Source organism: Pigmentiphaga sp. MLSB6-MA01 (assembly GCF_058793475.1).
Map to the genome: position 1 here is coordinate 380467 of NZ_JBXAFV010000003.1, position 22125 is coordinate 402591.

A 22125-nucleotide genomic window follows, 5' to 3' on the forward strand; every position below is an offset into this window, starting at 1 on the left:
ATTTCCTAAACTGACGTATCACGAAAAATCGCTTTTCGTAGTTTATCCAGTGTCTAGAATCCGTCGGATAACCACGACAAGGAGACTCCCGTGAACACGTTCCCGCCCGCCCGTGCCTTGCCCCTCTTGCGTCCCGGCCGCCGCGCGGCCTGCCTGGCCGCGGCGCTGGCCTGCGCCGGGCCGGCGCAGGTCCTGGCCATGGAAGCCTTCCCCGCCCGGCCGATCACCCTGATCGTGCCCAATCCGCCCGGGGGCTCCAACGACGTGTTCGCGCGCGCGATCGGCAAGCGCCTGGGCGACGCGCTGGGCCAGCCCGTGGTGGTGGACAACAAGGCCGGCGCGGGTGGCAGCGTGGGCGCGGGGCTGGCGGCGCGCGCGCAGCCGGACGGCTATACGCTGCTGTTCGTGTCGTCCACCTACACCACCAACGCGGCCATCCAGACCAGCCTGCCGTTCGATCCGGTGCATGCGTTCGCGCCGGTCGCCATGGTGGCCAAGGGGCCGATGATCCTGACGGTGAACAACGAGCTGCCCGTCAAGACGCCGCAGGAACTGCTCGCGCTGGCGAAAAGCCAGCCTGGCAAGCTGAACTACGCCAGTTCGGGCGTGGGCAGCATCAACCACTTCGCCACCCACCAATATGCCCAGGTCGCGGGCGTGCAGATGACACACGTCCCGTACAAGGGCATGGCGCCGGCCATCAACGACCTGATCGGCGGACATATCCAGGTGCTGATCGCCAGCGGCCCGTCCATCCTGCCCACGGTCAAGGCAGGCAAGGTGCGCGCGCTGGGCGTGACCAGCGCCACCCCGTCGGCGGTGGCGCCGGGGCTGGCGCCGCTGGCCGCCAACGGCGCGCCGGGCTACGAATCGGGACTGTGGTGGGGCATCCTGACGCCTTCGGGCACACCGGCTCCCGTCGTGGCTCGCCTGAACACCGAGATCAATCGTATCCTCGGCCAGGACGAGATCAAGGACTTGCTGCTGCGCGAAGGCGCCGAACCGGACCCCAAGACGCCGGACGCATTCGGCGCCCAATTGCGCGGCGACATCGAGCAATGGCGGCGCATCGCCCGGCAGGCGGACATCAAGGCGGACTGATGGCATCGTTGAAACAACGCGGTTACGAACCTGGCGCGGGCGGCCCGCTGTCGGGCGTGCGCATCCTGGACCTGTCGCGGCTGGTGGCGGGCAACACGCTCACCCAGGTGCTGGCGGACTTCGGTGCCGACGTGGTCAAGGTGGAAAGCCCGGACGGCGACACCCTGCGTGCCTGGCGCACCGAGGACGTGGACACCAACTGGAAGCTGTACGCGCGCAACAAGAAGAGCCTGGGCCTGGACCTGCGCCAGCCCGTGGCGCGCGACCTGCTGCTGGCGCTGGCGGAATCGGCCGCGGTGCTGGTCGAGAGCTTCAAGCCGGGCGTGCTGGAGGCCATGGGCCTCGCGCCCGACGTACTGCTGGCGCGCAATCCGCGCCTGGTCGTGGTGCGCATCTCGGGCTGGGGCCAGACCGGGCCTTATCGCGGCCGGCCCGGTTTCGGCACGCTGGTCGAGGGCATTTCCGGCTTCGCGTCCATGAACGGCTTCGCCGACCGCGAACCCGTGCTGCCGCCCATGTACCTGGCCGACACGGTGGCCGGGCTGTACGGCGTGGCGGGACTGCTGATCGCGCTGCGCGAGGTCGAGGTCAACGGCGGGCAGGGACAGGTGATCGACCTGCCCCTGCTCGATCCGCTGTTCGCGGTGCTCGGCCCGCAGGCCGCCAATTACCGCCTGACCGGACGCGTCAAGCCGCGCACCGGCAGCCGGTCCACCAACTCCGGCCCGCGCAACGCCTATCGCTGCCGGGACGGCCTGTACGTGGGCCTGTCGGCCTCCACCCAGAAGATGGCCGAACGCCTGTTCGCATCCATCGGCCGGCCCGACCTGGCCGCCGATCCGCGCTACCGCACCAACGCCGGCCGCGTGCGCCACGCCGAAGAACTCGATACCCTCATCGGCACCTTCATCGCGCAGCGCACCCAGGCCGAGAACGTCCGTTTCTTCGAGGAAGCGCAGGTCACCATCGGCCCCATCTACGACATCTCGCAGATCGTCGACGATCCGCACTTCGTCGAGCGCGAGATCCTGGCCGACTATCCCGACCCCGACATGGGCGCCTTCCCCATGCACCACGTGGTGCCGCGCATGGGCGGCACGCCCGGCGCGATCCGCTCCCCCGCGCCGGCCATCGGCCAGCACAACCGCGAAGTGCTGGCCGGGCTGGGCGTGGACGACCGGCGCTACCGCGAGCTGGTGCGGGGCGGCGCCGTGCATCGGGAAAACGAGGACGACTGACGTCCGCATCCTTCCAGGAACACGCCATGCGCAGCAAACTCTTCGTACCCGGCTCGCGGCCCGAGCTGTTCTCCAAGGCGCTGGCCGGCGAGGCCGACGCGCTGTCGTTCGACCTGGAAGACTCGGTCCAGGACACGCGCAAGCACGAGGCGCGCGCGGCCGTCGCCGCCTTTCTCGCCTCGCGGCCGGCCGAGCCGGGCAAGGTCATGGTCGTACGCGTCAACGGCCCGGACAGCCCGCACTTCGAGGCCGACCTGGACGCGGTGGCGCTGCCCGCGCTGGACCTGCTCAACCTGCCCAAGGCCGAAACGCCGCATGCCGTCCAGGCCGCCGCCCGGCGGCTGGACGAACTCGAGCGCCAACGGGGCATCACCCGGCCGATAGGTCTGCTGGTCAACATCGAAACCCCCGAAGCGCTGGCGCGGGCCGCGGAATTGGCCCGCGCCCACCCTCGCGTGGCGGGCCTGCAGGTGGGCCTGGGCGACCTTTTCGAGGACCTGGGCGTGGACCGCCGCGACACCGCCGCCGTCCACCACGTGCTGCTGGCCATACGGCTGGCCGCCGGCCGGGCGGGCGTCTGGGCGTGCGACGGCGCCTACGCCGACATTGCCGACCGCGACGGCTACCTGGCCGAGGCGCACATGGCCAGACGGCTGGGCTACGTGGGCAAGAGCTGCATCCATCCCAGCCAGGTGGCCGCGGCCAACGAGGCCTTCCGGCCCGGCGACGAGGAAATCCGGCACGCGGCCCGGGTACTGCAGGCGGAACAGGAAGCGGAGCGCGCCGGGCTGGGTGCCTTCACGGTGGACGGCCGCATGGTGGACGCGCCGTTCATCCGGCGCGCCCGCGCCATCATGGCAACCGCGCGCCGCCTGGGACTGACGGCGTAGCGCCCGCCCTGGCCCGGCCTACAACGCGTGGCTGCGGTCGCCGCGGCCGAATCCCGACAGCGGCCGCGCCACGCCGCGCCCCACCGCCAGGACCTTGAACAACTCGCCCATCTCGGCCGGCGACAGCAGTTTCTGCACCGGCGCCACCGCCCGCGCATACGCCTGCACGTCGGCCGGGTCCACGCGGGACAGCAAATCCATCAGCCCGGCGTTCATCAGGAAGGCGGCTTGCGAGGCATAGCCCAGCACGTCCAGGCCGCCTTCGGCCGCCGCCTCCGCCATGGCGGTGAAATCGACGTGGGCAGTGATGTCCTGCACCCCCACGGCGGCGAACGGATCGGCATGCGCCACGTGCCGCAGGTGGCACATCAGGGTGCCCTCGGCGCGCTGCGGATGATAGTACTCGGCACGCGCGAATCCATAGTCGATCAACAGCGCCGCGCCCGCCTTCAGCCACGCGCCCATGCCGCGCACGAAGGCTTCGCCCCGCAGGTTGATCTCGGACACGTAGCCCGGCAGCGGCGGCATCCGCGCCATGACCGCCTGCGCCAGCCCGGCCGGCGCGGCACGGTGCTGCCAGACGAAGCGCTCGTCGCCCTCCAGGGCGACGCCCCGCTCCTCCAGGCCGTCCCCGGTCCAGCGGAACAACCGCACGGGCATGGCATCGAGCACCTCGTTGGCCACCACGCAGCCGACGAAGGCGTCGGGCAAGGCATCCAGCCATGCCACGCGGTCGCCATAGGCCGCCAGCCGCGCGCGCTGGCGATCGCGCAGGTCCGCCGACAGTTCCACGATGCGGTAGCGCGCCGGCATGCCCAGCTCGTCCAGCGCCGCCAGCACTCCTTCGGCCAGGGCGCCGGTGCCGGCGCCGAACTCCAGCACCTCGGCGCCGCCGCAGGCCTTGAGCACCTCCGCCACCTGCCGCGCCAGGGTCTGCGCGAACAGGGGCGTGAGCTCGGGCGCGGTCACGAAATCCCCGGACGGATGCCGCCCGCCCTCGGCCAGCTTGGCGCTGCCGGCGGCGTAATAGCCCAGGCCGGGCGCATACAGGGCCTCTTCCATCCACTGGTCGAACGGCAGCCAGCCGCCGGCGGCGCGGATCCGCGCCTGGAGATGGCGGGCGACGAGGCGGGAATGGGCGCTGGAGGCGGGGTCGAGATCGGGAAGCTTGGTCATGCCGCCATTTTCCCATGACTGCGTGCCGCGCCCCCTCCTTGCTAAAATGCCCGTTTTGCCGTCATCCCGGACCGACTCGCCATGCGCGAAGCGCGCCCTTCCTCCTCCCGTCCCGCCGTCCTGATCACCGGCGCCGCACGCCGCATCGGCCGTGAAATCGCCCTGGCCTTCGCCCGCGCGGGCTGGGACGTGGCCGTGCACTACGCGACCTCGCGCGACGCCGCGCTGGAAACGCGCGATGCGCTGCGGGCGCTGGGGGTGCGCGCCGAGGCCTACGCCTGCGACCTGGCCGACCCCGCGGCCGCGGAAACGCTGCTTCCCGCCGTCCAGGCGGCCTTCGGACGGGTGGACGCCGTGGTCAACAACGCTTCCACCTTCGAGTACGACGACGTGGCCTCGTTCGACGTGGCGGCGCTGCAGACCCATATGCTGCCCAATCTGGTGGCGCCGGTGATCCTGGCGCGCGCGCTGGCGGCCGATGTGGCCCGGCGCGGCCCGGATGCGCGCGGGGCGGTGGTCAACCTGCTGGACCAGAAGCTCTGGAACTACAACCCGGATTTCTTCTCCTACACGCTGAGCAAGGCGGCGCTGGAAGCCGCCACGACCATGCTGGCCCAGGCGCTGGCGCCGGCGGTGCGGGTCGTGGGCGTGGCTCCCGGACTGACCATGATCAGCCATATGCAGACTCCCCAGCAGTTCGCGCAGACCCATGCGATGTCGCCGCTGGGCCATGCCAGCCACCCCGAGGATATCGCCCAGGCCGTCCTGTTCGCGGCGCAGAACCGTTCGATCACGGGCACGACGCTGCTGGTGGACGGCGGACAACACCTGGTCGGCTTCGACCGCGACTTCAGCATGATGAACCCGCCGGCGGGCGCCGCCGGCCAGACTTGAGCAAAACCATGGGCACACGCCGCATTTTCTTCAACCGCCTGGCCATCGATGCGCAGATCGGCATACTGGACCACGAACGCGGCGCCACCCAGCCCCTGCACGTGGACGCCGAGATCGACCTGGAAGGCGTGGACCGTCCGGCCCATGACGGCATCCAGGAGGTGCTGGACTACCGGCGGCTGCGCGAATGCATCATCGACGAATGCACGCGCACCCACGTCAATCTGATCGAAACGCTGTGCGACCGGCTGGCCGCGCGGCTGCTGGCCCAGTTCCCCGAGATCCGCGACGTGCGCCTGCGCGTGGCCAAGCCGCAGGCCTTCGCCGACTGCGCCGCCGTGGGTATCGAGGTATCCGCCAGCCGGGGCCAGGGGCACTGATGGACGCCATCGTCATCCCCGCCGCCCCTGCCGCGGACGCCGGCCGCGCGCGGCTCAAGCTGGAACGCGAGCGCAACAAGCTGGAAAAGCGCCTGATGCGCGAGACCGGCCGCGCCATCGGCGACTTCAACATGATCGAGGCGGGCGACCGCGTCATGGTGTGCCTGTCGGGCGGCAAGGATTCCTACGGGATGCTCGACCTCCTGCTCAAGCTGCGCGAGCGGGCGCCCATCGACTTCGACATCGTCGCCGTCAACCTCGACCAGAAGCAGCCCGGTTTCCCGGACGATGTCCTGCCGCGCTACCTGACCGGGCTGGGCGTGCCTTTCCACATCGAGACGCAGGACACCTATTCCATCGTCACCCGCGTCATTCCCGAGGGCAAGACGATGTGCTCGCTCTGTTCGCGGCTGCGGCGCGGCATCCTGTACCGCGTCGCCGACGAGCTGAAGGCGACCAAGATCGCGCTGGGCCACCATCGCGACGACATCCTCGCCACGTTCTTCATGAACATGTTCTACGGCGGGCAGTTGAAGAGCATGCCGCCCAAGCTGGTGTCGGACGACGGCCGCCACACGGTGATCCGGCCGCTGGCCTACGTCAAGGAAGACGACCTGATCGCCTATGCGCAATGGAAGGGCTTCCCCATCATCCCCTGCAACCTGTGCGGTTCGCAAGAGAACCTGAAGCGCAAGGAGGCCGGCCGCCTGATCGACGAATGGGAGCGTGCCTTCCCGGGACGGATCGAGAACATCTTCAACGCCCTGTCGCGCGTGACCCCGTCGCACCTGCTGGACCGCGGCCTGTTCGACTTCGCCAACCTGCGGCCCACGGGCGTGCCCGACCCGGACGGCGATACCGCTTTCGACCACATCGATCCGCAGCCCGCCCCCGCCGCCACGTGCGGCGACGAGGCCGGCGCCCCCCCGGCCGAACGCACCGTGCGCTTCTTCCGCGACGGCCCCGCGCATTGAACGCCACGCCGGTCCTGGAGGCCCGAGGCGTCGCCCGCCGCTTTCCCAACGGCGTGGATGCCCTGTCGCCGATAGATCTGACCGTGCGCGCGGGCGAGTTCGTCACGCTGCTGGGCCCGTCAGGGTGCGGCAAGACCACCCTGCTGCGCATCTTCGCCGGACTGGATACACCCACCGCCGGCAGCCTGCGGCGGCATGGCGCGGTCGACGAACTGTCCTACGTGTTCCAGGATGCCACCCTGATGCCCTGGGCCTCGGTGGCCACCAATGTGCGGCTGCCCCTGGACCTGGAGCGCGGCCCGCGCCGGCAGCCCATGGAAGCCCGGCGCGGCCGGGTGCGCGAGGCGCTGGAACGCGTGGGATTGACCGACTTCGCCGCCGCGCGCCCGAGCGAACTGTCCGGCGGCATGCGCATGCGCGTATCCATCGCCCGCGCGCTGGCGACCGAGCCCAGCCTGCTGCTGATGGACGAACCCTTCGGCGCGCTGGACGACATCACCCGCCAGCACCTGGACGATGAACTGCTGGGCCTGGCCGCCCGGCAGAACCTGACCGTGGTGTTCGTGACCCACAGCATCTTCGAGGCCGTCTACCTGTCGAGCCGCGTCATCGTCTTGTCGCGCCGGCCCGGCCGCATCGTGGCCGACATTCCCATCGAGGCCTCCGCCCGCGACGCCGCCTTCCGCGTCTCGCCCGCCTTCGCCATGCAGGCCGCGCGCCTGCAGGCGGCGCTGCTGGAGGGGCAGCAATGAACTCCTGGCTGCGCCTGGGCGCCCCTGTCGTGGTCGCGCTGATCGTGATCGGGCTGTGGCAGGCCCTGGTGCGCGCGTTCGACGTCCCCATCTACCTGGTGCCCGCGCCAACGGACGTGGCCCAGGCCCTGGCGCGGGACTGGGACCTCCTGTCCGGTTCGCTCTGGGTCACGCTGGAAATCACCGGCCTCGCGCTGCTGGCGGCCACCGTGCTGGGGGTGCTGCTGGCCTTCCTGTTCGTGCAGAGCCGCGTCATCGAGGCCAGCCTGTTTCCCTACGCGGTACTGCTCCAGGTCACGCCCATCGTGGCGGTCGCGCCGCTCATCATCATCTGGGTCAAACACACCCTGGTGGCGCTGACCCTGTGCGCCACCATCGTCGCGATCTTCCCCATCATCAGCAACACCGTGCTGGGGCTGCGCAGCATCGACCCCGGCCTGCTCGACTTCTTCCGCCTCAAGCGGGCCAGCCGCTGGCAGATCCTGTGGCGGCTGCGCCTGCCGTCGGCCCTGCCGGCCTTCTTCGGCGGCCTGCGCATCGCCTGCGGCCTGGCCCTGATCGGCGCCGTCGTGGCCGAATTCGTCGCCGGCACCGGCGGCTCGCAGACCGGCCTGGCCTACCAGATCCTGCAGGCCGGCTACCAGATCAATATTCCCCGCCTGTTCGCCGCGCTGCTGCTCATCACCCTGGCCGGCGTGGTGCTGTTCGCGGCGATGACGCTGCTGTCGCGCGTCGTGCTGCGGGGCTGGCACGAGATGCGGTAAGCCATCCAGGACCTGCCTGTCCTGTTTTCGCCACGCCTCATGTGCTACCCTGTACTTATCATGTAACACATCGGGAGCAGCGCCATGAGCGAGGCAACCTTTACATTCAGGGTCGATGAGTCGCTGAAGACCGCTTTTGCCACCGCGGCCAAGGCTCGCGACCGGACCGGCGCCCAACTTCTACGCGACTTCATGCGCGAGTTCGTGCAGCAACAACATGAAGCGGCCGAACATGACGCCTGGTTCCGCCGCGAAGTGAAAGCCGGGCAGGACTCCGCGAATGGCGGCCGTCTGGCACCGGCCGCCGAGGTCGAAACCCGATTCGCAGCCCGTCGGGCTGCCACGCGACGCCGGCTTGAACAGTCGGAATGATCCGACTGTATTGGACATTCGAGGCCATTGGCGACCGTGAATCGATCTATGACTACATCGAGACCGACGACCCTGTCGCCGCACTCGCCCTCGACGAACTGTTTGAAGAAAAATCCGGCCGCCTGGTCGACCACCCGGACATGGGCCTGCCTGGCCGTGTCGCCGGTACCCGGGAACTCGTCGTACACAGGCACTATGTGCTGGTTTATGACATGACCGGCGAGAAAATTCGTGTACTGCGTGTACTGCACGCAGCCCGGCAATGGCCACCATCCAAGGAGTGAGGCATATGAAAAACACCCCCATCGCGGGCCTCCTGGCCGCCCTGCCTCTGGCCCTGGCCTTCCAGGCCCACGCCCAGGCCCCCGCGCCCGCCGACAAGCTCGTCTTCGGCTCGAACTGGTACGCCCAGGCCGAGCACGGCGGTTTCTACCAGGCCCTGGCCGAAGGCCTCTACAAGAAGCACGGGCTGGACGTCACCATCAAGATGGGCGGTCCGCAGATCAACGTGCTGCAATTGCTGCTGGCCGGCCAGTACGACGTCGCCATGGGCGACGACCTGCAGACCTACAAGGCGGTCGAGCAGGGCCTGCCCCTGGTCACGGTGGCCACCACCTTCCAGCAGTCGCCCACCGTCCTGGTATCCCACCCCGGCCCCAAGACCCTGGGCGACCTCAAGGGCAAGACCCTGTACATCGGCCAGGCCAGCGAAACCACCTACTGGCCCTGGCTCAAGACCAAGTACGGCTTCACCGAAGCCCAGAAGAAACCCTATACCTTTTCGGTCCAGCCGTTCCTGGTGGACAAGAACTCCGCGGTGCAAGGCTACCTGGCGTCCGAGCCCTACACCATCGAGACCCAGGGCCGCTTCAAGCCCACGGTGTTCCTGCTGGGTGCCTACGGCTACCCCCCGTATGCGCAGACCATCGTCGCCACCAAGTCGGGGCTGGACGCGAAGAAGGACGCGATCCGCCGCTTCGTCGAGGCCAGCGCCGAGGGCTGGAAGAGCTACCTGAAGAATCCCGCCCCCGGCAACGCGCTGATCCTGAAGGACAACCCGCAGATGACGCGGGCGCTGCTGGACTACGGCGTCAAGGCGCTGCGCGACGCGCGGCTGGTCGACGGCGGCGACGCCCGGACGCAGGGCCTGCTGACCATGACCGACGCGCGCTGGAAGAAGACCTATGACTTCATGGTGCGCGAGAAGCTCTTGAGTCCCAAGGTCGATTACCGGTCGGCGTTCACGACCGACATCGTCGACCAGGTCCATGTGCTGCCCTGACCCGTCGCGCGCGCTTCCGAGGCGGGCCCGCCGTGCATAGCGACGAACTCGACTGCTTCTACCAGGTCGCCCTGTGCGGCGGCATACGCAAGGCCTCGGAGCGGCTGGACCTCGCGCCCTCGGTCGTGAGCCGGCAGATCGGCCGCCTGGAATCGGAACTGCAGATCAAGCTGTTCGACCGCAACAGCCGCAACATGACCCTGACGCCCGCGGGCGAGGTCTACCTGAACTACGTCGAGAGCCTGCGCCAGAACCGCAAGCTGGTCCTGGAGGAACTGGACGCGCTCAAGGGGCTGCGCACCGGCCATGTGAAACTGCGCACCATAGAAGGCCACGCCGCCGAACTGGCGGCCTCCACCATCGCGACCTTCCGGCGGCAGTACCCCGGCATCACCTTCGAGCTCGCCATGGACGGCAGCGACCAGATCATGGCGGCCATCGAGGCCGGGCGGGCGGACATCGGCATCGCGCTGTCGCCGCGCGCGGCCAGCGCGGTCGAATGCGCCGTCCGCCTGCCGGCGCCGCTGTGCGCGGTGGTCTGGCCCGGCCATCCGCTGGCCGGACGGGCCTCGGTATCGATGGCCGAGCTGCTGGCCTATCCGCTGGCGCTGCCTCCGCCGGACACCGGCATCCGGCACCTGCTGGACGCGGTGGCCCGCGTCGACAAGCTGGAGCTGGCGCCGGCCCTGGTCACCAGCTCGATCGCGGCCATGCAGGCTTTCGTGCGCGACCAGGGCGGCGTCGCCATCCTGCTGGGCGTATCCCTGCACCGGCAGGGTCCCGGCGCCCTGGTGGTGGGCGTGCCCTTGTCCGATCCGCTGCTGGGCCGGACCGCGCTCGAAATCTGCGTCTTGGGCAGGCGCCGCCTGACGCCGGCGGTCAACGCCTACCTGCGCCATCTGCGCGCCCACATCGAAGGTGGGCGCCAGGGCCTGGTCTAGTCCAGCGTCACGCCAGCGCGCTTGATGAAACCGCTCCACTTCTCGGTGTCCTTGCGGACGAACTCGGCCAGTTCCTGCGGCGAGCTGGTGGCCAGTTCCGCGCCCTGCTCGGACAGGCGCCGCATGACTTCCGGCGATTGCAGGCTGGCGACCACGGTGTCGTGCAGCACTTTCACCACCGGCTGCGGAATGCCCGCCGGACCCATCACCGCGTACCACAGCGAGGCATCGAAGCCCGGCAGTCCCGCCTCGGCCAGCGTGGGCAGCTCGGGCAGCACTCCCGAGCGCCTGGGCGTGGTCACGCCGATGGCGCGCAGCGCGCCGCTGCGGATGTGGGGCAGCATGGTGGGCAGGCTCTCGAAAGCCATCTGCACACGGCCCGCCAACAGGTCCACCACCGCGGGCGCCGTGCCCTTGTACGGCACGTGGGCGGTCTGCACGCCGGCCAGCTGATTGAACATCACGCCCGACAGGTGCTGGATGGAACCCGCCCCCACCGACGAGAAGTTCAGCTTGTTCGGATTGGCCTTGGCATAGGCGATCAGTTCCTTCAGGTTGTGCGCCGGCACCGAAGGATGGATGACCAGCACGTTGGCCACGGTCGCCACCAGCGTGATGGGCGTGAAATCCTTGACCGGATCGTAGGTCAGCTTGCTGTAGATGGCGGGAGCCGTCGCATGCGTGGCGGCGCTGGCCAGCGTCAGCGTGTAGCCGTCGGGCGCGGCCCGCGCCACCTGGGAAGTACCGATGGTGCCGGTGGCGCCGGGCCGGTTCTCCACGACCACCGGCTGTCCCAGGCGGGTGGCCAGTTGTTCGGCCAGCGCGCGCGACAGGATGTCGTTGCCGCCGCCCGCGGTCCAGGGCGATATCCACTGGATGGGCTTGGCCGGGTAGGCCTGGGCGCTGGCGCCTTGCCAGCCGAGCAGGCTCGCCGCGAGCAGGATGAAAGCGGAGAGTTTCCTTGCAGGATTCATGATGGGTTCCTTAGTCAAACAAGCGCCCGCCGCACGAAATCCAGGCGATCCTGTCCGAAGAACAGTTCACCGTCGATGACGAAGCTCGGCACGCCGAATATCCCGTTGGCCAGCGCTTCCCGGGTATGGTCCTCGAACAGGCCGCGGCAGGACGCAGTATCCGCCTCGGCCACCAGCTCGCGGCCGGGATAGCCGGCCTCGTCGGCGATCCGGACCAGCGTCTCCGGATCGGAAATATCCAGGTCGCGCACCCAGACCCCGGCCAGGATGGCCTGGGCCAGCGGCCAGACCGGCAGCCCGGCGCGCTCGGCGGCCAGCACCGAACAGGCCGCCAACGATTCGTCCACGGGATGATGGCGCGGCTGGTCATTGATGGGCATGCCCAGGTGGCGGGCCCAGCGCGTACGCTCCGCGCTCCGGTAGGCCCGCCGCGAGGGATGCAGTCCCGCCAGCGGCGCGCCGCCGGTTTCCTTGAACACGCGCAGCAGGTCCATGGGACGGTAGATGATACGGGCGCCCGACTCGGCGGCCAGTTCGTGCAGCCTCGGCCCGGCCATGTAGACCCAGGGCGACAGCAGCGAGAAATAAAAGGTCAGGGTCTTCACGCGCGGCCTCCGTCTTCCGGCTCCCGGGTCAGCAGCACGGCATCGAGCGCGGCGGCGCCGCGGCCGGCCTCGAACACCCGGAAAGGATTGATGTCGATGGACTCGATGCGGTCGGCGTGCTGATGCGCGAACACCGACAGGCGCACGATGGCGCGGACCAGCGCGTCCAGGTCGGCGCGGGGCCGGCCGCGCGCGCCGTCCAGCAGCGGAAAGGCCTTGAGTTCGCGCACCATGTTCATCGCGCCCTCGGGATCGACCGGCGCGATGCGCAGCGATACGTCGTCCAGCAGCTCGGCGTAGATGCCTCCCATCCCCACCATCACCACCGGGCCGAAGACGGGGTCGCGCTGCACGCCCAGGATCATTTCCACGCCCGGGGGTGCCATGGGCGCGACCAGCATGCCCTCGATGCGCGCCCGCGGCGCGGCCTGCGCGACGCGGGCGCGCATCGCGGCCCAGGCCTCGCGCAGCGCCGCCTCGTCGGCGATGTCCAGCGCCACGCCCCCCGCCTCGCTCTTGTGCACGATGTCCTGCGACAGGACCTTGAGCGCCACCGGATAGTCCAGTTCCGACGCGGCCGCGCAGGCGGCATCGAGGTCGGCCACCGCCCGCTCGGGCAGCACGGGTATCCCGACCCGGGCCAGGATTTCCTTGGCCGCATGCTCGTTGGCCGCTTCCAGCGCCGGGAACCGGGGCACGCGCGGCAGGCTGGCGAGATCGGCCGGCCCGGGGCTGGGCCGCGACAGCGCGCGCAGCGCGGACAGGGCCCGGATCGCGCGCGAGGCATCCTCGATCAGCAGGTATCCCTGGTCTGCCAGTTGGTCCTGCAATGCCTGCGGCGCCAGCATGGACAGCACCATGGCCGGCTCGGGAAACTCGCGGCGCAGATCCGCGAATATCTCGGCCAGCGGCTGTTGCAGCGGCGGCGAATACGGCATCGCGGTCAGGAAAAACACTACCGCCTCATAGCGCCCCTCGCGCAGCATCGTGCGCAGGAAACGCCGGAACAGCTCCATGTCGCTCCAGATCTGCGCCGTGCCGTCCACCGGATTGCGTACGGCGGCCAGCGGCAGCATGGCGCGCAGCTCGTCCTGGGCCGGCTGCGGCAACGGCGCCATGTCCAGTCCTTCCTGCTCGGCCACGTCCGCCATCAGCACACCCACGCCGCCCGACACGGTGAACACCCCCACCCGTCCGTCGACGATGCGTTTGCCGCTGCCCGCCGCGTAGGCGGCATCGAAGAAGGATTCGATGGAGTCGGCGCGATGCACGCCGTACTGGCGGAACAGGCTGTCGAAGACGCGGTCGTTGCCGGCCAGCGCGCCCGTGTGCGACTGCGCCGCCGCCCGCCCCACGTCCGAGCTGCCCGCCTTGACCATGACCACGCGCTTGCCGCGCTCGCGCGCCAGGGCCAGCGCGTGCACCAGCCGGTCGGGGCTGCGGCAGCCTTCCATGTAGCCCATGATGACGTCGGTCTCGTCGTCGCGCGCGAAGTGGGCCAGGCAGTCGGCCATCTCGACGTCGCACTCGTTGCCGGTGGTCACCCAGGCGCCCAGCGGCAGGCCGCGGCGGCGGGCCATCACCAGCGCCTGGCCGCCGAACGCGCCGCTCTGGCTGACCAGCGCGGTGCGCCCCAGGCGCGGCAGCCCCAGGTCCACCATGAAAGCGAAGCTGGCGATCAGGCCGACGCGGAAGTTCATCACGCCCATGCAGTTCGGACCGATGATGCGCATGCCGCTTTCGCGCGCCAGCGCCGACAGCCGGGCCTGCATGGCGGCGCCTTCCGGCCCGACTTCAGCGAAACCGGCGCTGAACACCGTCATTGCCTTCACCCCGCGGTCGGCGCAGGCCTGCGCGGCGTCCAGCACGGCCGAGGCCGGCAGCGCCACGACCGCATGGTCCACGCCCCACGGCAACTCGCCGACGCTGCGCAGGGCCGGCAGCCCCTGCACCTCGCCGCCCCGGGGGTTCACCGGCAGGATGGTCCCGGCATAGCCGTGCGCCTTCAGGAACTTGATGGGACGCCCGCCTATCTTGAGCGGATCGGCCGAAGCCCCCAGCACGGCGATGGCGGCCGGCGAGAACAACGGATCGAGGGAACCGGCCGCGTGCTCGCGGACGGGGGATTCAATTCGGTCCAGCATGGTGCAGGGGTCCTCCGGACAAGGCGGGAAAGCCGCAGTCCTTGACGGCGATGACATCGATGAATTCGGCTCGAGGCGCCAGGCCCTCGGCCAGGCAGGCGCGCGCCGCCTCGGCCCAGGCGGCGTAGGGCGGCACGGGCTCGCCCGCGGCCCGCAGCCGGCGGGCGATGCGGGTGCGCGCCGCGGCGTCGGGCGCGTCGGCGGCCTTGGCCAGCGCGCGCTCGGCGAAGAACAGATGAAGCAGGGCCCGGGCCTGCGGGCCCGCGGCCAGTTGCGCGAAACACTCGCGCTCGGCCTCGCAACCCTGTTCGAAGGGCAGGACCGCGGCGGCCAGGATCAGGTCGATGGCTCGCGGACCGGCATCGCGGCCGGGGAAGACCTGCGCGGCCACGTCCAGGTAGCGCGCCCGCTGCGCGCCGGCATCCACGCCGCCCGGCACGGACAGTTCCGCGGTGCGCCGCCACGGCAGGCGGCCCGACGCGATGTCGTTCGCGCGGCGCACGGCGGCGGCCACCGGATCGTCGGCCACCTCATCCAGCAACCCCTGGGCCAGCGCGGTCGCGGCATCCACGCCCCGGGCACGCGCCACCATGTCCAGCGCCGCCTCCAGGCCCACCAGGCGCGGCAGCCGCTGCGTCCCGCCGGCGCCGGGCACCAGGCCCAGGTTCAGTTCGGGCAGCATCAGCAACGCATCGTCGGCGCCGACCCGCGCATGGCAGGCCAGGGACAGCAGCGTGCCGCCGCCTATGCACTTGCCGCGCACCGCGGCCACGACGGGCTTGGGGAAAGTCTCGATGCGCCGGGCGAGATCGGCCATGCGGACCGTGCCCGGGGCATCGGGCCGGCCGACCTCGCGCAGGTCGCCGCCGCCCGAAAACATGCGCCCCGTGCCGGCCACGACCACACCGCGCACGGACGCGTCGTGCTCGATGCAGCCCAGCGCCTGGCCGAGGGCCGCGCGGACCTCCGACCCGATGGCGTTGACCGGAGGATGATCGATCCACAGGATGGCGATGCCATCCCGCAGCGCGGAAGAAACGAAGGAAGAAGACACGGAACCGCCAGGGGAGATGCCAGGCGCCCATTCTCGCGGGCGCTCCCGGAGCGGACAATCACCGCTGGCGGAACATTGCGTTGCTGGCGGAGCAACGCAGACCACGCGCCGCGCGCGCTTGCGGGACACCGGCTTTTACCCGAGAATGCGTCGACCCCCGGCTCCGCCGCATCGTCCGCCCTTCCTCCTTTCATGGATCTTCGCCAACTCAAGCAATTCGTGGTGCTCGCCACCGAGTTGAACTACCGGAAGGCGGCGGAACGGCTGAACATGACGCAACCGCCCTTGAGCATCGCCATCAAGAAGCTCGAGGCCGAGATCGGCACGCCGCTGTTCGAGCGGGACCGCCTGGGCGTGCGGCTGACCGTGGCCGGCGGCGCCTTCCTGGGCGAGGCCCGGCGCCTGCTGGACGGCGCGGAGTCCGCGCTGGCGATCACGCGGGATGCCGCGCAGGGCCGCATCGGCACCCTGCGCGTCTGCGCCGTGCCCAGCGCATCGCTGAACCTGCTTCCCAAGGTGCTGCCCGTCTTCGCCCGGCGCTTTCCGCAGATCCGGCTGCGGCTGTCCAGCGGGAGCACCGTGGGCATCCTGGGGGAGTTGCAGCGCGACGAACTGGATGCCGCCTTCCTGGTGCCGCCCGCCTCCCGGGTACCCGGCGCGGAGATGCTCGCGCTGGCACCGCAGCGCCTGATCCTGGCCGTGCCGGCGGACCACTGGGCGGCCGGCAGGCCCGCCATCTCGCTGTCGGAGCTGGGCGACGAAACGCTGGTGACACTGGCCCATTCGGACAGTCCCGGCTTTGCCGGCAGCATCGCCGCCACCTGCCAGCAGGCCGGGTTCCATCCCCGCGTCCTGCAGGAATCGTCCCATGCGCTGATCAGCCTGCCGCTGGTCGCCGCGGGCCACGGCATCGCCATCGTTCCCGAGGCCCACCGGCGCATCGCCATCGAGAACGTGGCCTATGTGGACGTCTCCGATGCCTCGGGACGTCCGTTGACCTACGCCATGTCGCTGGCGGTGCGGGAGAACTCCCCCAACCCGGCCGTGGCCCCCTTCATCGAGACCGTCCGGGACGTCCTGGAGGCCTGAGGCGTCACTGCGCCGACGAACCCAGGATGGCTTCCCACTTCTTCTGTTCGGCCGCCACGCGCGCCGCGAACGCTTCCTGCGATCCCTCCACCTGCTCGCTGCCGCGCGCGTAGATGTTCCGGCGCACGGCATCGCTCCTGGCGACCACGGCGATCGCGGCGTTCAGGCGCTTGACGATCTCCGGCGGAGTCTTGGCCGGCACGGCAATGCCCGACAACGACCCGCCTTCGAGATTCTTGCCCAGCACCTCGCCCACCGTCGGGATATCGGGCAGGTTCGCCAGGCGGCGGGAGGAGGTGACGGCGAACGGCCGGATCTGGCCCGACTCCACGAAACCGACGGCGGTCACGGCGGAAATGGCGGTCACGTCCACACTGCCGCCGATCAGCGCAGTCAGCGATTCCGGACCGCTCTTGTAGGGAACGTGCAGCATCTTCACACCGCTGGCCTGCTGGAGAAGCTGCATGACCTGGTAGTTGTCGGACCCTTCTCCCGCCGTGGAAAAAGCGATCTTCTCCGGCTGCGCCGCCGCCTTCTGCAGCAGTTCCTGCAGCGTGCGCGACGGGCTGCCGGGCGCGACCGCCAGTATCGTCGGCGTATTGGCCAGCATGGCCACATAGGTGAAATCGCGCTTGGGATCGTAGGCCAGCTTCTTGTAGATGAGCGGATTCACCGCATACATGCCGTTGGTGATGACCAGCAGCGTGTAGCCGTCCGGTTTCGCGCCGGCGACCGCGCCGGCGGCGATGGCGCCGGCCGCCCCCGCGCGGTTTTCCACCACGACCGGCTGGCCCAGTTCGCGGGACAGCCCTTCGGCGAACGTCCGCGCCGTGGTGTCGGTGATGCCGCCCGCCCCGAAGGGCACGACCATCCGTATCGGCTGCGACGGATAGCCCTGCGCCCACGCCAACGAAATCGGCAGGCTCGCGGCCAGCAGGCCCAGCAGTGTCTTCTTCATGGTTGTATCCCCATTTTCGTGATGATCGAGCGAAGCTGCTCCCGCCGCGCCGCATCCAGCGGCGCGAGCGGCGCGCGAAGGTGGCCGGCGGGCATCCCCAGCAGCTCAAGGCCGGCGGTGATGGTGCGCGGCAGTCCATGGTCCATCAGGAAGTCGAGTAGTTCGGCCTGCTTCCCGAACCAGCTTTCGGCGCCGGCCATGTCTCCCGCCGCCACGCACCGATGAAAGCCCAGCATCATGGACGCGCAGACATTCGGCGCCGACGTGCACCAGCCTGCCGCGCCGTCGCTGAACCCGCGCAGTGCCATGCTGTTCAGGCCGACGTAGATCGACAGCCGGTCGCCGCAGGCGTCGCGAAGCCTGCCGATCTTCGTCGCGTCGGGGCTCGCCTCCTTGAGCATGGTGATATTGGGCAGGTCAGCCAGGCGGCGCAGGAATGCCACGGGCAGGTCCATGCCGGTCGTGAACGGATTGTTGTACGCCATCACGGGAATGGAGACCGCCTCGCAGACCGCTCGGTAGTAAGCGAACAGCTCGTCCTCGGTCAGCTTCCAGTACGTGCTCGGCAGCACCTGGATGGCCGTCGCGCCCACCTGTTCGGCGTAGCGGGCGTGGCGCACGGTGCCGGCCGTCGTGAGACTGGACACGCCGGCCACGACAGGCACCCGGCCCGCCGCCGTATCGATCACGGTCCGCACGACCGCATCGCGTTCGCCATCGTCGAGGTAAGGCAGGCAGCCGACGCTGCCCAGCGGCGCCAGTCCATGCACGCCTTGGCCGATCAGCCGTTCGGCGTGGCGGGCCAGCAATGCGTGATCGACCTCGCCCCGCGCATCGCAGGGCGTCAGCAGATAAGCGATGATTCCCTTCAAGTGTTTCCCCTGTCCATCTGGTGACCACCAGTCTAGGCAGGGGGAAAACACCCGTCCAATTTCAAATTTGTAGGTGCCTGATATGCGCGGCCAGGCTATGACTCGTTGGCGGCGCCCAATGCCCGCGAGATGTTGGCCGCTTCCCGCTTCACGATCTTGATGAGCGTCTGCCTGGCGTTCTCGTAGCGCCAGGTGGGAGCGCCCAGGTTGAGCGCGGCGATCACGTTGTTGCTGGGGCCGAAAATGGGCGCGGAAACACCGGATGCCCCCTCGACATTCCCGTCGCGGATCTCCGCGTAGCCGTGTTCCCGGATCCCTGGCAGCCACGTCCGTATCGTTTCGGGATCGACCTCGGTCGTTGACGTGATCGCGGCCAGGCGGGAAGCCTGCAGCCAGCGCGACAGGTTGCGTTCCGGGGCATGGGCCAGGAATACGAGCCCCATGGACGTACAGTGTATCGGTCGAAGATGCTCCAGGGACGCGTCATACCGCACCTCCTGGGGGCTGACGGCCTTGGCCAGGTATTGCACGTCGCCGCCGCCGGTCAGCACGCCCACGAATGCCGACTCCCTGCTCTCGTGCGCCATCTCGCCAAGTACCGGCGTCGCCAGGCTCAGCAAGCGGTTGCGCATTCCCCCGACCCAGCCGCCGCGCATTTCCGCGGGCAGCAGGTAACCCGACTCGTCGCGGACGAGATAGCCCCGGCCGGCAAGGGTCAGGAGCAGCGCCTGGGCGCTGCTCTTGGGAATGGACATTTTCTTTGCCACCTCGCTCACCCCGAGCGGTCCGGTCTCCACGGAAAAGAGTTCCAGGAGATCCAGCACTCGCGTAGCGGACTTGACGGAGTCATTCATGTTCTGGGCATCTATACGACGAGACCACATTCTACGTGCCCAGCAGCGAAGGCCAACGCTGCGGCGTCACCCCTCCGACGCGGCAACCGAAGCCCCGGCAAGCGCCTCCAGCGCGCAGATGACGGCGCAATGGTCGGACTGGCCATGCCCCAACGCGACGCAGGCATTCATCAATTGCGCCGCCCCGGCCGTCTGCGGCAGCGCCACGCCCAGGCTGCGGGCGCTCTGCATCGCCAGGTTCAGGTCCTTCTGATGCAAGGCAATGCGAAATCCCGGGGCGAACGCCCGGCCGATCATGCGCTCGCCATGTACCTCCAGGATGCGGCTGGAAGCGAAACCGCCCATCAGTGCCTGCCTCACCTTGGCCGGATCGACTCCCGCCTTGGCTGCGAAGACCATCGCCTCGGCCACGGCGGCGATGTTCAGCGCCACGATGATCTGGTTGGCCACCTTGGCGACCTGTCCGGCGCCGGCCTCGCCCACCCGCGTCACGGTCTTGCCCATGGTTTCGAGCAGGGGCAGCACCGACTCGAACGCCGCCTCGCTGCCGCCGCACATGATGGTCAGGCTGGCCGCCTTGGCTCCCACCTCGCCGCCCGAAACGGGCGCATCCACGTAGCCGCAGCCCAACGCGGCGATCCGGCGGGCGAAATCCCGGGTCGCGACCGGATCGATGGAACTGCAATCGACCACGGTCTTGCCGGCGACGAGACCCGATGCCACGCCATGCGCGCCGAACAACACCTTCTCCACGTCAGGCGTATCGGGCACCATCAGGAAGACCACATCCGCCTGGCGGGCCACCTCGGCGCCAGTGGCGCAGGATTCGGCCCGGCCGGCAATGGCGGCCGGCACGCGACTGCGGGTATTGACGAACAAGGCGTGGCCGGCGTCCATCAAATGGCCGGCCATGGGAGCACCCATGATGCCCAGGCCGATGAAACCGATCTTGCGTGGTGCGGTGCCGTTCATGGCGACGTCTCCTTTTCTCTTCATCAGGCCAGGGCCTGGCGCCAGCCCAGCCCATCCGCGGTATTCGTGCGCGGCTTGTATTCGCAGCCGATCCAGCCGTCGTAGCCGATGGCGTCGATATGCCTGAACAGCCAGGAATAGTTGATTTCCCCGGTTCCCGGTTCGTTGCGGCCGGGGTTGTCGGCCAACTGGATGTGGCCGATGCGCGCAAGATGCTGGCCGAGCGTATTGCCCAGTTCGCCCTCCATGCGCTGCGCGTGGTAGATGTCGTACTGCACACGCAGATTGGCCGAGCCGACCTCGTCGAGCAAGGACAGCGCCTGGTCGGTACGGGTCAGGAAGAAGCCGGGAATGTCGAAGGTATTGATCGGTTCGACCAGCAAACCGATATTCTCGGCCTGCAATGCCTCGGCCGCGTAGCGCAGGTTGCGCACCAGCGTGCGGTGCGCCTTGTCGGCGCCCGTGTCCGGCGGCAGCTTGCCCGCCAGGCAGTTGACTTGCGGGCAGCCCAGCGCCTTGGCATAGGCGATGGCCTGCGCCACGCCCGCGCGGAATTCGTCGATCCGCGCCGGATGGCAGGCGATACCGCGCTCGCCGGCATCCCAGTCGCCGGCCGGCAGGTTGTGCAGCACCTGTTGCAGGCCGTTGACCTTGAGCGCGGCGGCCAGCTCCTTCCGGTCGAAGGAATAGGGAAACAGGTATTCCACCGCCTCGAAGCCCGCCCTGGCGGCGGCCTGGAAGCGCTCCATGAAAGGCAATTCGGTGAACAGCATGGTCAGGTTGGCGGCGAACTTCGGCATGTCGTTTCCTTGTTGCGGGCAGGCGGCGTCATTCGAGACGAATGCCATTGCCCTGGATGAGATCGCGCCACTTGGCCAGGCTGTCCTGGACCACGCTTCCGAAGGCGGCCGCGTCCAGGGGGGCGGGCGAGAACATGTTGTCGACCATGAATGCGGTCAGCTCCGGCCCCCGCACGATGGCGACGAGCTCCTTTTCCAGCCGGTCGGCAACCGGTCGCGGCGTCTTCGCCGGCAGGAAAACCCCGTACCAGGCCACGGTTTCAAAACCTGGCAAGCCGGCCTGCGCCATGGTTGGAACATCGGGCAGCGATGCCAGACGGCGCGTCCCGGTCACCCCCAGCGCCTTGAGCCGGCCATTGGCGACGAACTTCGCCGCTTGCGAGGCGGTGGCGAAGTACCACTGGATCCGATTGCCCAGCAAGTCCTGCAAGGCCGGCGGATCGCCCTTGTACGGAACGTGGACGGTATCCAGCTTGCCCACGCGCTTGAGCTGTTCGCCGTAGATGTGCGTCGTGCCTCCCACGCTGGTGCTCCCGAAGGCCGTCTTGCCTCGATGCGAACGCTCGTGGTCGAGCAGGCCGGCCACATCGCCATACGGCAGCGTGCCGTTCGCGGCCAGCAGCAGCGGCGCTTCCAGGATCTGCGCGACGGGCAGCAAGTCCGACTCCAGATCGTAGGGAAGCCTGGCATACAACCACGGGTTCTGCACCACGCCGGTATTCGTCACAAGCATCGTATAGCCGTCGGCGGGCGCCTTGGCGACCAGGTCGGCACCGAGAATGGTATTTGCGCCAGGACGGTTGTCCACCACCACGGGCTGCCCGAGCCGCTGCGACAGCTGTTGCGCGATCTTGCGCGACACCACATCCACCGGACCGCCGACGGGAAACGGAACGACGATGCGCAAGGGGTGGCTGGGAAACGTCTCCTGCGCCTGCGCGGGCAGGACGGACAACGCGGCGAACAGGACGGCCATGAACGCCAGGGTGCGCCGCACGATGCCTGCCCGCGCGGCGTCGAGGTAGTCATCAACGATCAT

24 protein-coding genes are annotated in these 22125 nt (G+C 69.2%); 13 read left to right on the forward strand and 11 right to left on the reverse strand.

Annotation, left to right across the window (positions count from 1 at the left end):
* Positions 1-90: 90 nt before the first annotated feature.
* Genes AC1Q6E_RS07375 through AC1Q6E_RS07385 form a run of 3 tightly spaced genes read left to right on the forward strand, consistent with a single transcriptional unit; the run spans position 91 to position 3229 of the window.
* A complete protein-coding gene (locus tag AC1Q6E_RS07375) occupies positions 91-1101 on the forward strand; it encodes a tripartite tricarboxylate transporter substrate binding protein (protein ID WP_296557486.1) in 1011 nt (336 codons plus the stop codon).
* Positions 1101-2339 (forward strand): CaiB/BaiF CoA transferase family protein, encoded by a 1239-nt coding sequence (locus tag AC1Q6E_RS07380; protein ID WP_296557487.1) that lies wholly within the window; start codon positions 1101-1103, stop codon positions 2337-2339. The genes AC1Q6E_RS07375 and AC1Q6E_RS07380 overlap by 1 nt, the downstream gene beginning before the upstream one ends.
* A 26-nt stretch (positions 2340-2365) precedes the next feature.
* Positions 2366-3229 carry an HpcH/HpaI aldolase/citrate lyase family protein gene (locus AC1Q6E_RS07385; protein WP_152797990.1) on the forward strand — a complete coding sequence of 288 codons (864 nt, stop codon included), beginning with the start codon at positions 2366-2368 and terminating at the stop codon, positions 3227-3229.
* Positions 3230-3247: 18 nt separating this feature from the next.
* Here the strand turns inward: AC1Q6E_RS07385 and AC1Q6E_RS07390 are convergent, their stop codons facing one another.
* Entirely contained in the window at positions 3248-4405 is a 1158-nt protein-coding gene (locus tag AC1Q6E_RS07390) for a class I SAM-dependent methyltransferase (RefSeq protein WP_492572481.1), read from the reverse strand.
* 81 nt (positions 4406-4486) lie between these two features.
* Here AC1Q6E_RS07390 and AC1Q6E_RS07395 point away from each other — a divergent pair, with 81 nt between their 5' ends.
* The 9 genes from AC1Q6E_RS07395 (at position 4487) to AC1Q6E_RS07435 (ending at position 10764) form a co-directional block, all read left to right on the forward strand.
* Positions 4487-5299 carry an SDR family oxidoreductase gene (locus AC1Q6E_RS07395; protein ID WP_152797988.1) on the forward strand — a complete coding sequence of 271 codons (813 nt, stop codon included), beginning with the start codon at positions 4487-4489 and terminating at the stop codon, positions 5297-5299.
* Positions 5300-5307: 8 nt separating this feature from the next.
* Positions 5308-5679 carry a dihydroneopterin aldolase gene (gene folB, locus AC1Q6E_RS07400; protein WP_296557494.1) on the forward strand — a complete coding sequence of 124 codons (372 nt, stop codon included), beginning with the start codon at positions 5308-5310 and terminating at the stop codon, positions 5677-5679.
* A complete protein-coding gene (ttcA, locus tag AC1Q6E_RS07405) occupies positions 5679-6653 on the forward strand; it encodes a tRNA 2-thiocytidine(32) synthetase TtcA (RefSeq protein WP_152797986.1) in 975 nt (324 codons plus the stop codon). The genes folB and ttcA overlap by 1 nt, the downstream gene beginning before the upstream one ends.
* The gene (locus tag AC1Q6E_RS07410) at positions 6650-7405 is read left to right on the forward strand and encodes an ABC transporter ATP-binding protein (protein ID WP_152797985.1); all 756 of its coding nucleotides are present in this window, start codon (positions 6650-6652) and stop codon (positions 7403-7405) included. Before ttcA ends, AC1Q6E_RS07410 begins: the two co-directional genes overlap by 4 nt.
* A complete protein-coding gene (locus AC1Q6E_RS07415) occupies positions 7402-8169 on the forward strand; it encodes an ABC transporter permease (protein WP_152797984.1) in 768 nt (255 codons plus the stop codon). Before AC1Q6E_RS07410 ends, AC1Q6E_RS07415 begins: the two co-directional genes overlap by 4 nt.
* An 84-nt stretch (positions 8170-8253) precedes the next feature.
* The gene (locus AC1Q6E_RS07420; protein ID WP_152797983.1) at positions 8254-8541 is read left to right on the forward strand and encodes a CopG family ribbon-helix-helix protein; all 288 of its coding nucleotides are present in this window, start codon (positions 8254-8256) and stop codon (positions 8539-8541) included.
* Positions 8538-8825, forward strand: a complete 288-nt coding sequence (locus AC1Q6E_RS07425; RefSeq protein ID WP_492572482.1) for a type II toxin-antitoxin system RelE/ParE family toxin — start codon at positions 8538-8540, stop codon at positions 8823-8825. Before AC1Q6E_RS07420 ends, AC1Q6E_RS07425 begins: the two co-directional genes overlap by 4 nt.
* A gap of 5 nt (positions 8826-8830) precedes the next feature.
* Positions 8831-9823, forward strand: a complete 993-nt coding sequence (locus AC1Q6E_RS07430; RefSeq protein WP_152797981.1) for an ABC transporter substrate-binding protein — start codon at positions 8831-8833, stop codon at positions 9821-9823.
* Positions 9824-9855: 32 nt separating this feature from the next.
* Positions 9856-10764, forward strand: a complete 909-nt coding sequence (locus tag AC1Q6E_RS07435; protein ID WP_152797980.1) for a LysR substrate-binding domain-containing protein — start codon at positions 9856-9858, stop codon at positions 10762-10764.
* Here AC1Q6E_RS07435 and AC1Q6E_RS07440 read toward each other — a convergent pair.
* From AC1Q6E_RS07440 to AC1Q6E_RS07455, 4 genes are read right to left on the reverse strand one after another with little or no spacing between them, the layout of a single operon-like run.
* Entirely contained in the window at positions 10761-11738 is a 978-nt protein-coding gene (locus AC1Q6E_RS07440; RefSeq protein WP_152797979.1) for a Bug family tripartite tricarboxylate transporter substrate binding protein, read from the reverse strand. The genes AC1Q6E_RS07435 and AC1Q6E_RS07440 overlap by 4 nt on opposite strands.
* 14 nt (positions 11739-11752) lie before the next feature.
* Complete coding sequence (locus AC1Q6E_RS07445; RefSeq protein ID WP_492572483.1) at positions 11753-12343, reverse strand: 2-hydroxychromene-2-carboxylate isomerase; 591 nt, start codon at positions 12341-12343, stop codon at positions 11753-11755.
* Positions 12340-14487 carry an acetate--CoA ligase family protein gene (locus AC1Q6E_RS07450; RefSeq protein ID WP_492572484.1) on the reverse strand — a complete coding sequence of 716 codons (2148 nt, stop codon included), beginning with the start codon at positions 14485-14487 and terminating at the stop codon, positions 12340-12342. Before AC1Q6E_RS07450 ends, AC1Q6E_RS07445 begins: the two co-directional genes overlap by 4 nt.
* A complete protein-coding gene (locus AC1Q6E_RS07455; protein WP_492572485.1) occupies positions 14471-15541 on the reverse strand; it encodes an enoyl-CoA hydratase/isomerase family protein in 1071 nt (356 codons plus the stop codon). Before AC1Q6E_RS07455 ends, AC1Q6E_RS07450 begins: the two co-directional genes overlap by 17 nt.
* Before the next feature lie 192 nt (positions 15542-15733).
* Here AC1Q6E_RS07455 and AC1Q6E_RS07460 point away from each other — a divergent pair, with 192 nt between their 5' ends.
* Positions 15734-16630 (forward strand): LysR family transcriptional regulator, encoded by an 897-nt coding sequence (locus AC1Q6E_RS07460; RefSeq protein WP_492572486.1) that lies wholly within the window; start codon positions 15734-15736, stop codon positions 16628-16630.
* A 4-nt stretch (positions 16631-16634) separates the two neighbouring features.
* Here the strand turns inward: AC1Q6E_RS07460 and AC1Q6E_RS07465 are convergent, their stop codons facing one another.
* The 6 genes from AC1Q6E_RS07465 to AC1Q6E_RS07490 form a co-directional block, all read right to left on the reverse strand.
* The gene (locus tag AC1Q6E_RS07465; RefSeq protein ID WP_152797974.1) at positions 16635-17588 is read right to left on the reverse strand and encodes a Bug family tripartite tricarboxylate transporter substrate binding protein; all 954 of its coding nucleotides are present in this window, start codon (positions 17586-17588) and stop codon (positions 16635-16637) included.
* Complete coding sequence (locus tag AC1Q6E_RS07470) at positions 17585-18460, reverse strand: dihydrodipicolinate synthase family protein (protein ID WP_152797973.1); 876 nt, start codon at positions 18458-18460, stop codon at positions 17585-17587. Before AC1Q6E_RS07470 ends, AC1Q6E_RS07465 begins: the two co-directional genes overlap by 4 nt.
* Before the next feature lie 95 nt (positions 18461-18555).
* Positions 18556-19314 (reverse strand): IclR family transcriptional regulator, encoded by a 759-nt coding sequence (locus AC1Q6E_RS07475; protein ID WP_492572487.1) that lies wholly within the window; start codon positions 19312-19314, stop codon positions 18556-18558.
* A gap of 66 nt (positions 19315-19380) precedes the next feature.
* A complete protein-coding gene (locus AC1Q6E_RS07480) occupies positions 19381-20286 on the reverse strand; it encodes a 2-hydroxy-3-oxopropionate reductase (protein WP_152797971.1) in 906 nt (301 codons plus the stop codon).
* 23 nt (positions 20287-20309) lie between these two features.
* Positions 20310-21086 carry a hydroxypyruvate isomerase gene (hyi, locus tag AC1Q6E_RS07485; RefSeq protein WP_152797970.1) on the reverse strand — a complete coding sequence of 259 codons (777 nt, stop codon included), beginning with the start codon at positions 21084-21086 and terminating at the stop codon, positions 20310-20312.
* A gap of 28 nt (positions 21087-21114) precedes the next feature.
* A complete protein-coding gene (locus tag AC1Q6E_RS07490) occupies positions 21115-22125 on the reverse strand; it encodes a Bug family tripartite tricarboxylate transporter substrate binding protein (protein WP_296558865.1) in 1011 nt (336 codons plus the stop codon).

Coding starts and splice junctions, on each gene's coding strand:
- AC1Q6E_RS07380 (WP_296557487.1), top strand. CDS start 1,101: ATGGCATCGTTGAAACAACGCGGTTACGAACCTGGCGCGGGCGGCCCG.
- AC1Q6E_RS07385 (WP_152797990.1), top strand. CDS start 2,366: ATGCGCAGCAAACTCTTCGTACCCGGCTCGCGGCCCGAGCTGTTCTCC.
- AC1Q6E_RS07390 (WP_492572481.1), bottom strand. CDS start 4,405: ATGACCAAGCTTCCCGATCTCGACCCCGCCTCCAGCGCCCATTCCCGC.
- AC1Q6E_RS07395 (WP_152797988.1), top strand. CDS start 4,487: ATGCGCGAAGCGCGCCCTTCCTCCTCCCGTCCCGCCGTCCTGATCACC.
- folB (WP_296557494.1), top strand. CDS start 5,308: ATGGGCACACGCCGCATTTTCTTCAACCGCCTGGCCATCGATGCGCAG.
- ttcA (WP_152797986.1), top strand. CDS start 5,679: ATGGACGCCATCGTCATCCCCGCCGCCCCTGCCGCGGACGCCGGCCGC.
- AC1Q6E_RS07415 (WP_152797984.1), top strand. CDS start 7,402: ATGAACTCCTGGCTGCGCCTGGGCGCCCCTGTCGTGGTCGCGCTGATC.
- AC1Q6E_RS07420 (WP_152797983.1), top strand. CDS start 8,254: ATGAGCGAGGCAACCTTTACATTCAGGGTCGATGAGTCGCTGAAGACC.
- AC1Q6E_RS07425 (WP_492572482.1), top strand. CDS start 8,538: ATGATCCGACTGTATTGGACATTCGAGGCCATTGGCGACCGTGAATCG.
- AC1Q6E_RS07430 (WP_152797981.1), top strand. CDS start 8,831: ATGAAAAACACCCCCATCGCGGGCCTCCTGGCCGCCCTGCCTCTGGCC.
- AC1Q6E_RS07440 (WP_152797979.1), bottom strand. CDS start 11,738: ATGAATCCTGCAAGGAAACTCTCCGCTTTCATCCTGCTCGCGGCGAGC.
- AC1Q6E_RS07450 (WP_492572484.1), bottom strand. CDS start 14,487: ATGCTGGACCGAATTGAATCCCCCGTCCGCGAGCACGCGGCCGGTTCC.
- AC1Q6E_RS07460 (WP_492572486.1), top strand. CDS start 15,734: ATGGATCTTCGCCAACTCAAGCAATTCGTGGTGCTCGCCACCGAGTTG.
- AC1Q6E_RS07465 (WP_152797974.1), bottom strand. CDS start 17,588: ATGAAGAAGACACTGCTGGGCCTGCTGGCCGCGAGCCTGCCGATTTCG.
- AC1Q6E_RS07475 (WP_492572487.1), bottom strand. CDS start 19,314: ATGAATGACTCCGTCAAGTCCGCTACGCGAGTGCTGGATCTCCTGGAA.
- AC1Q6E_RS07480 (WP_152797971.1), bottom strand. CDS start 20,286: ATGAACGGCACCGCACCACGCAAGATCGGTTTCATCGGCCTGGGCATC.
- hyi (WP_152797970.1), bottom strand. CDS start 21,086: ATGCCGAAGTTCGCCGCCAACCTGACCATGCTGTTCACCGAATTGCCT.
- AC1Q6E_RS07490 (WP_296558865.1), bottom strand. CDS start 22,125: ATGATCGTTGATGACTACCTCGACGCCGCGCGGGCAGGCATCGTGCGG.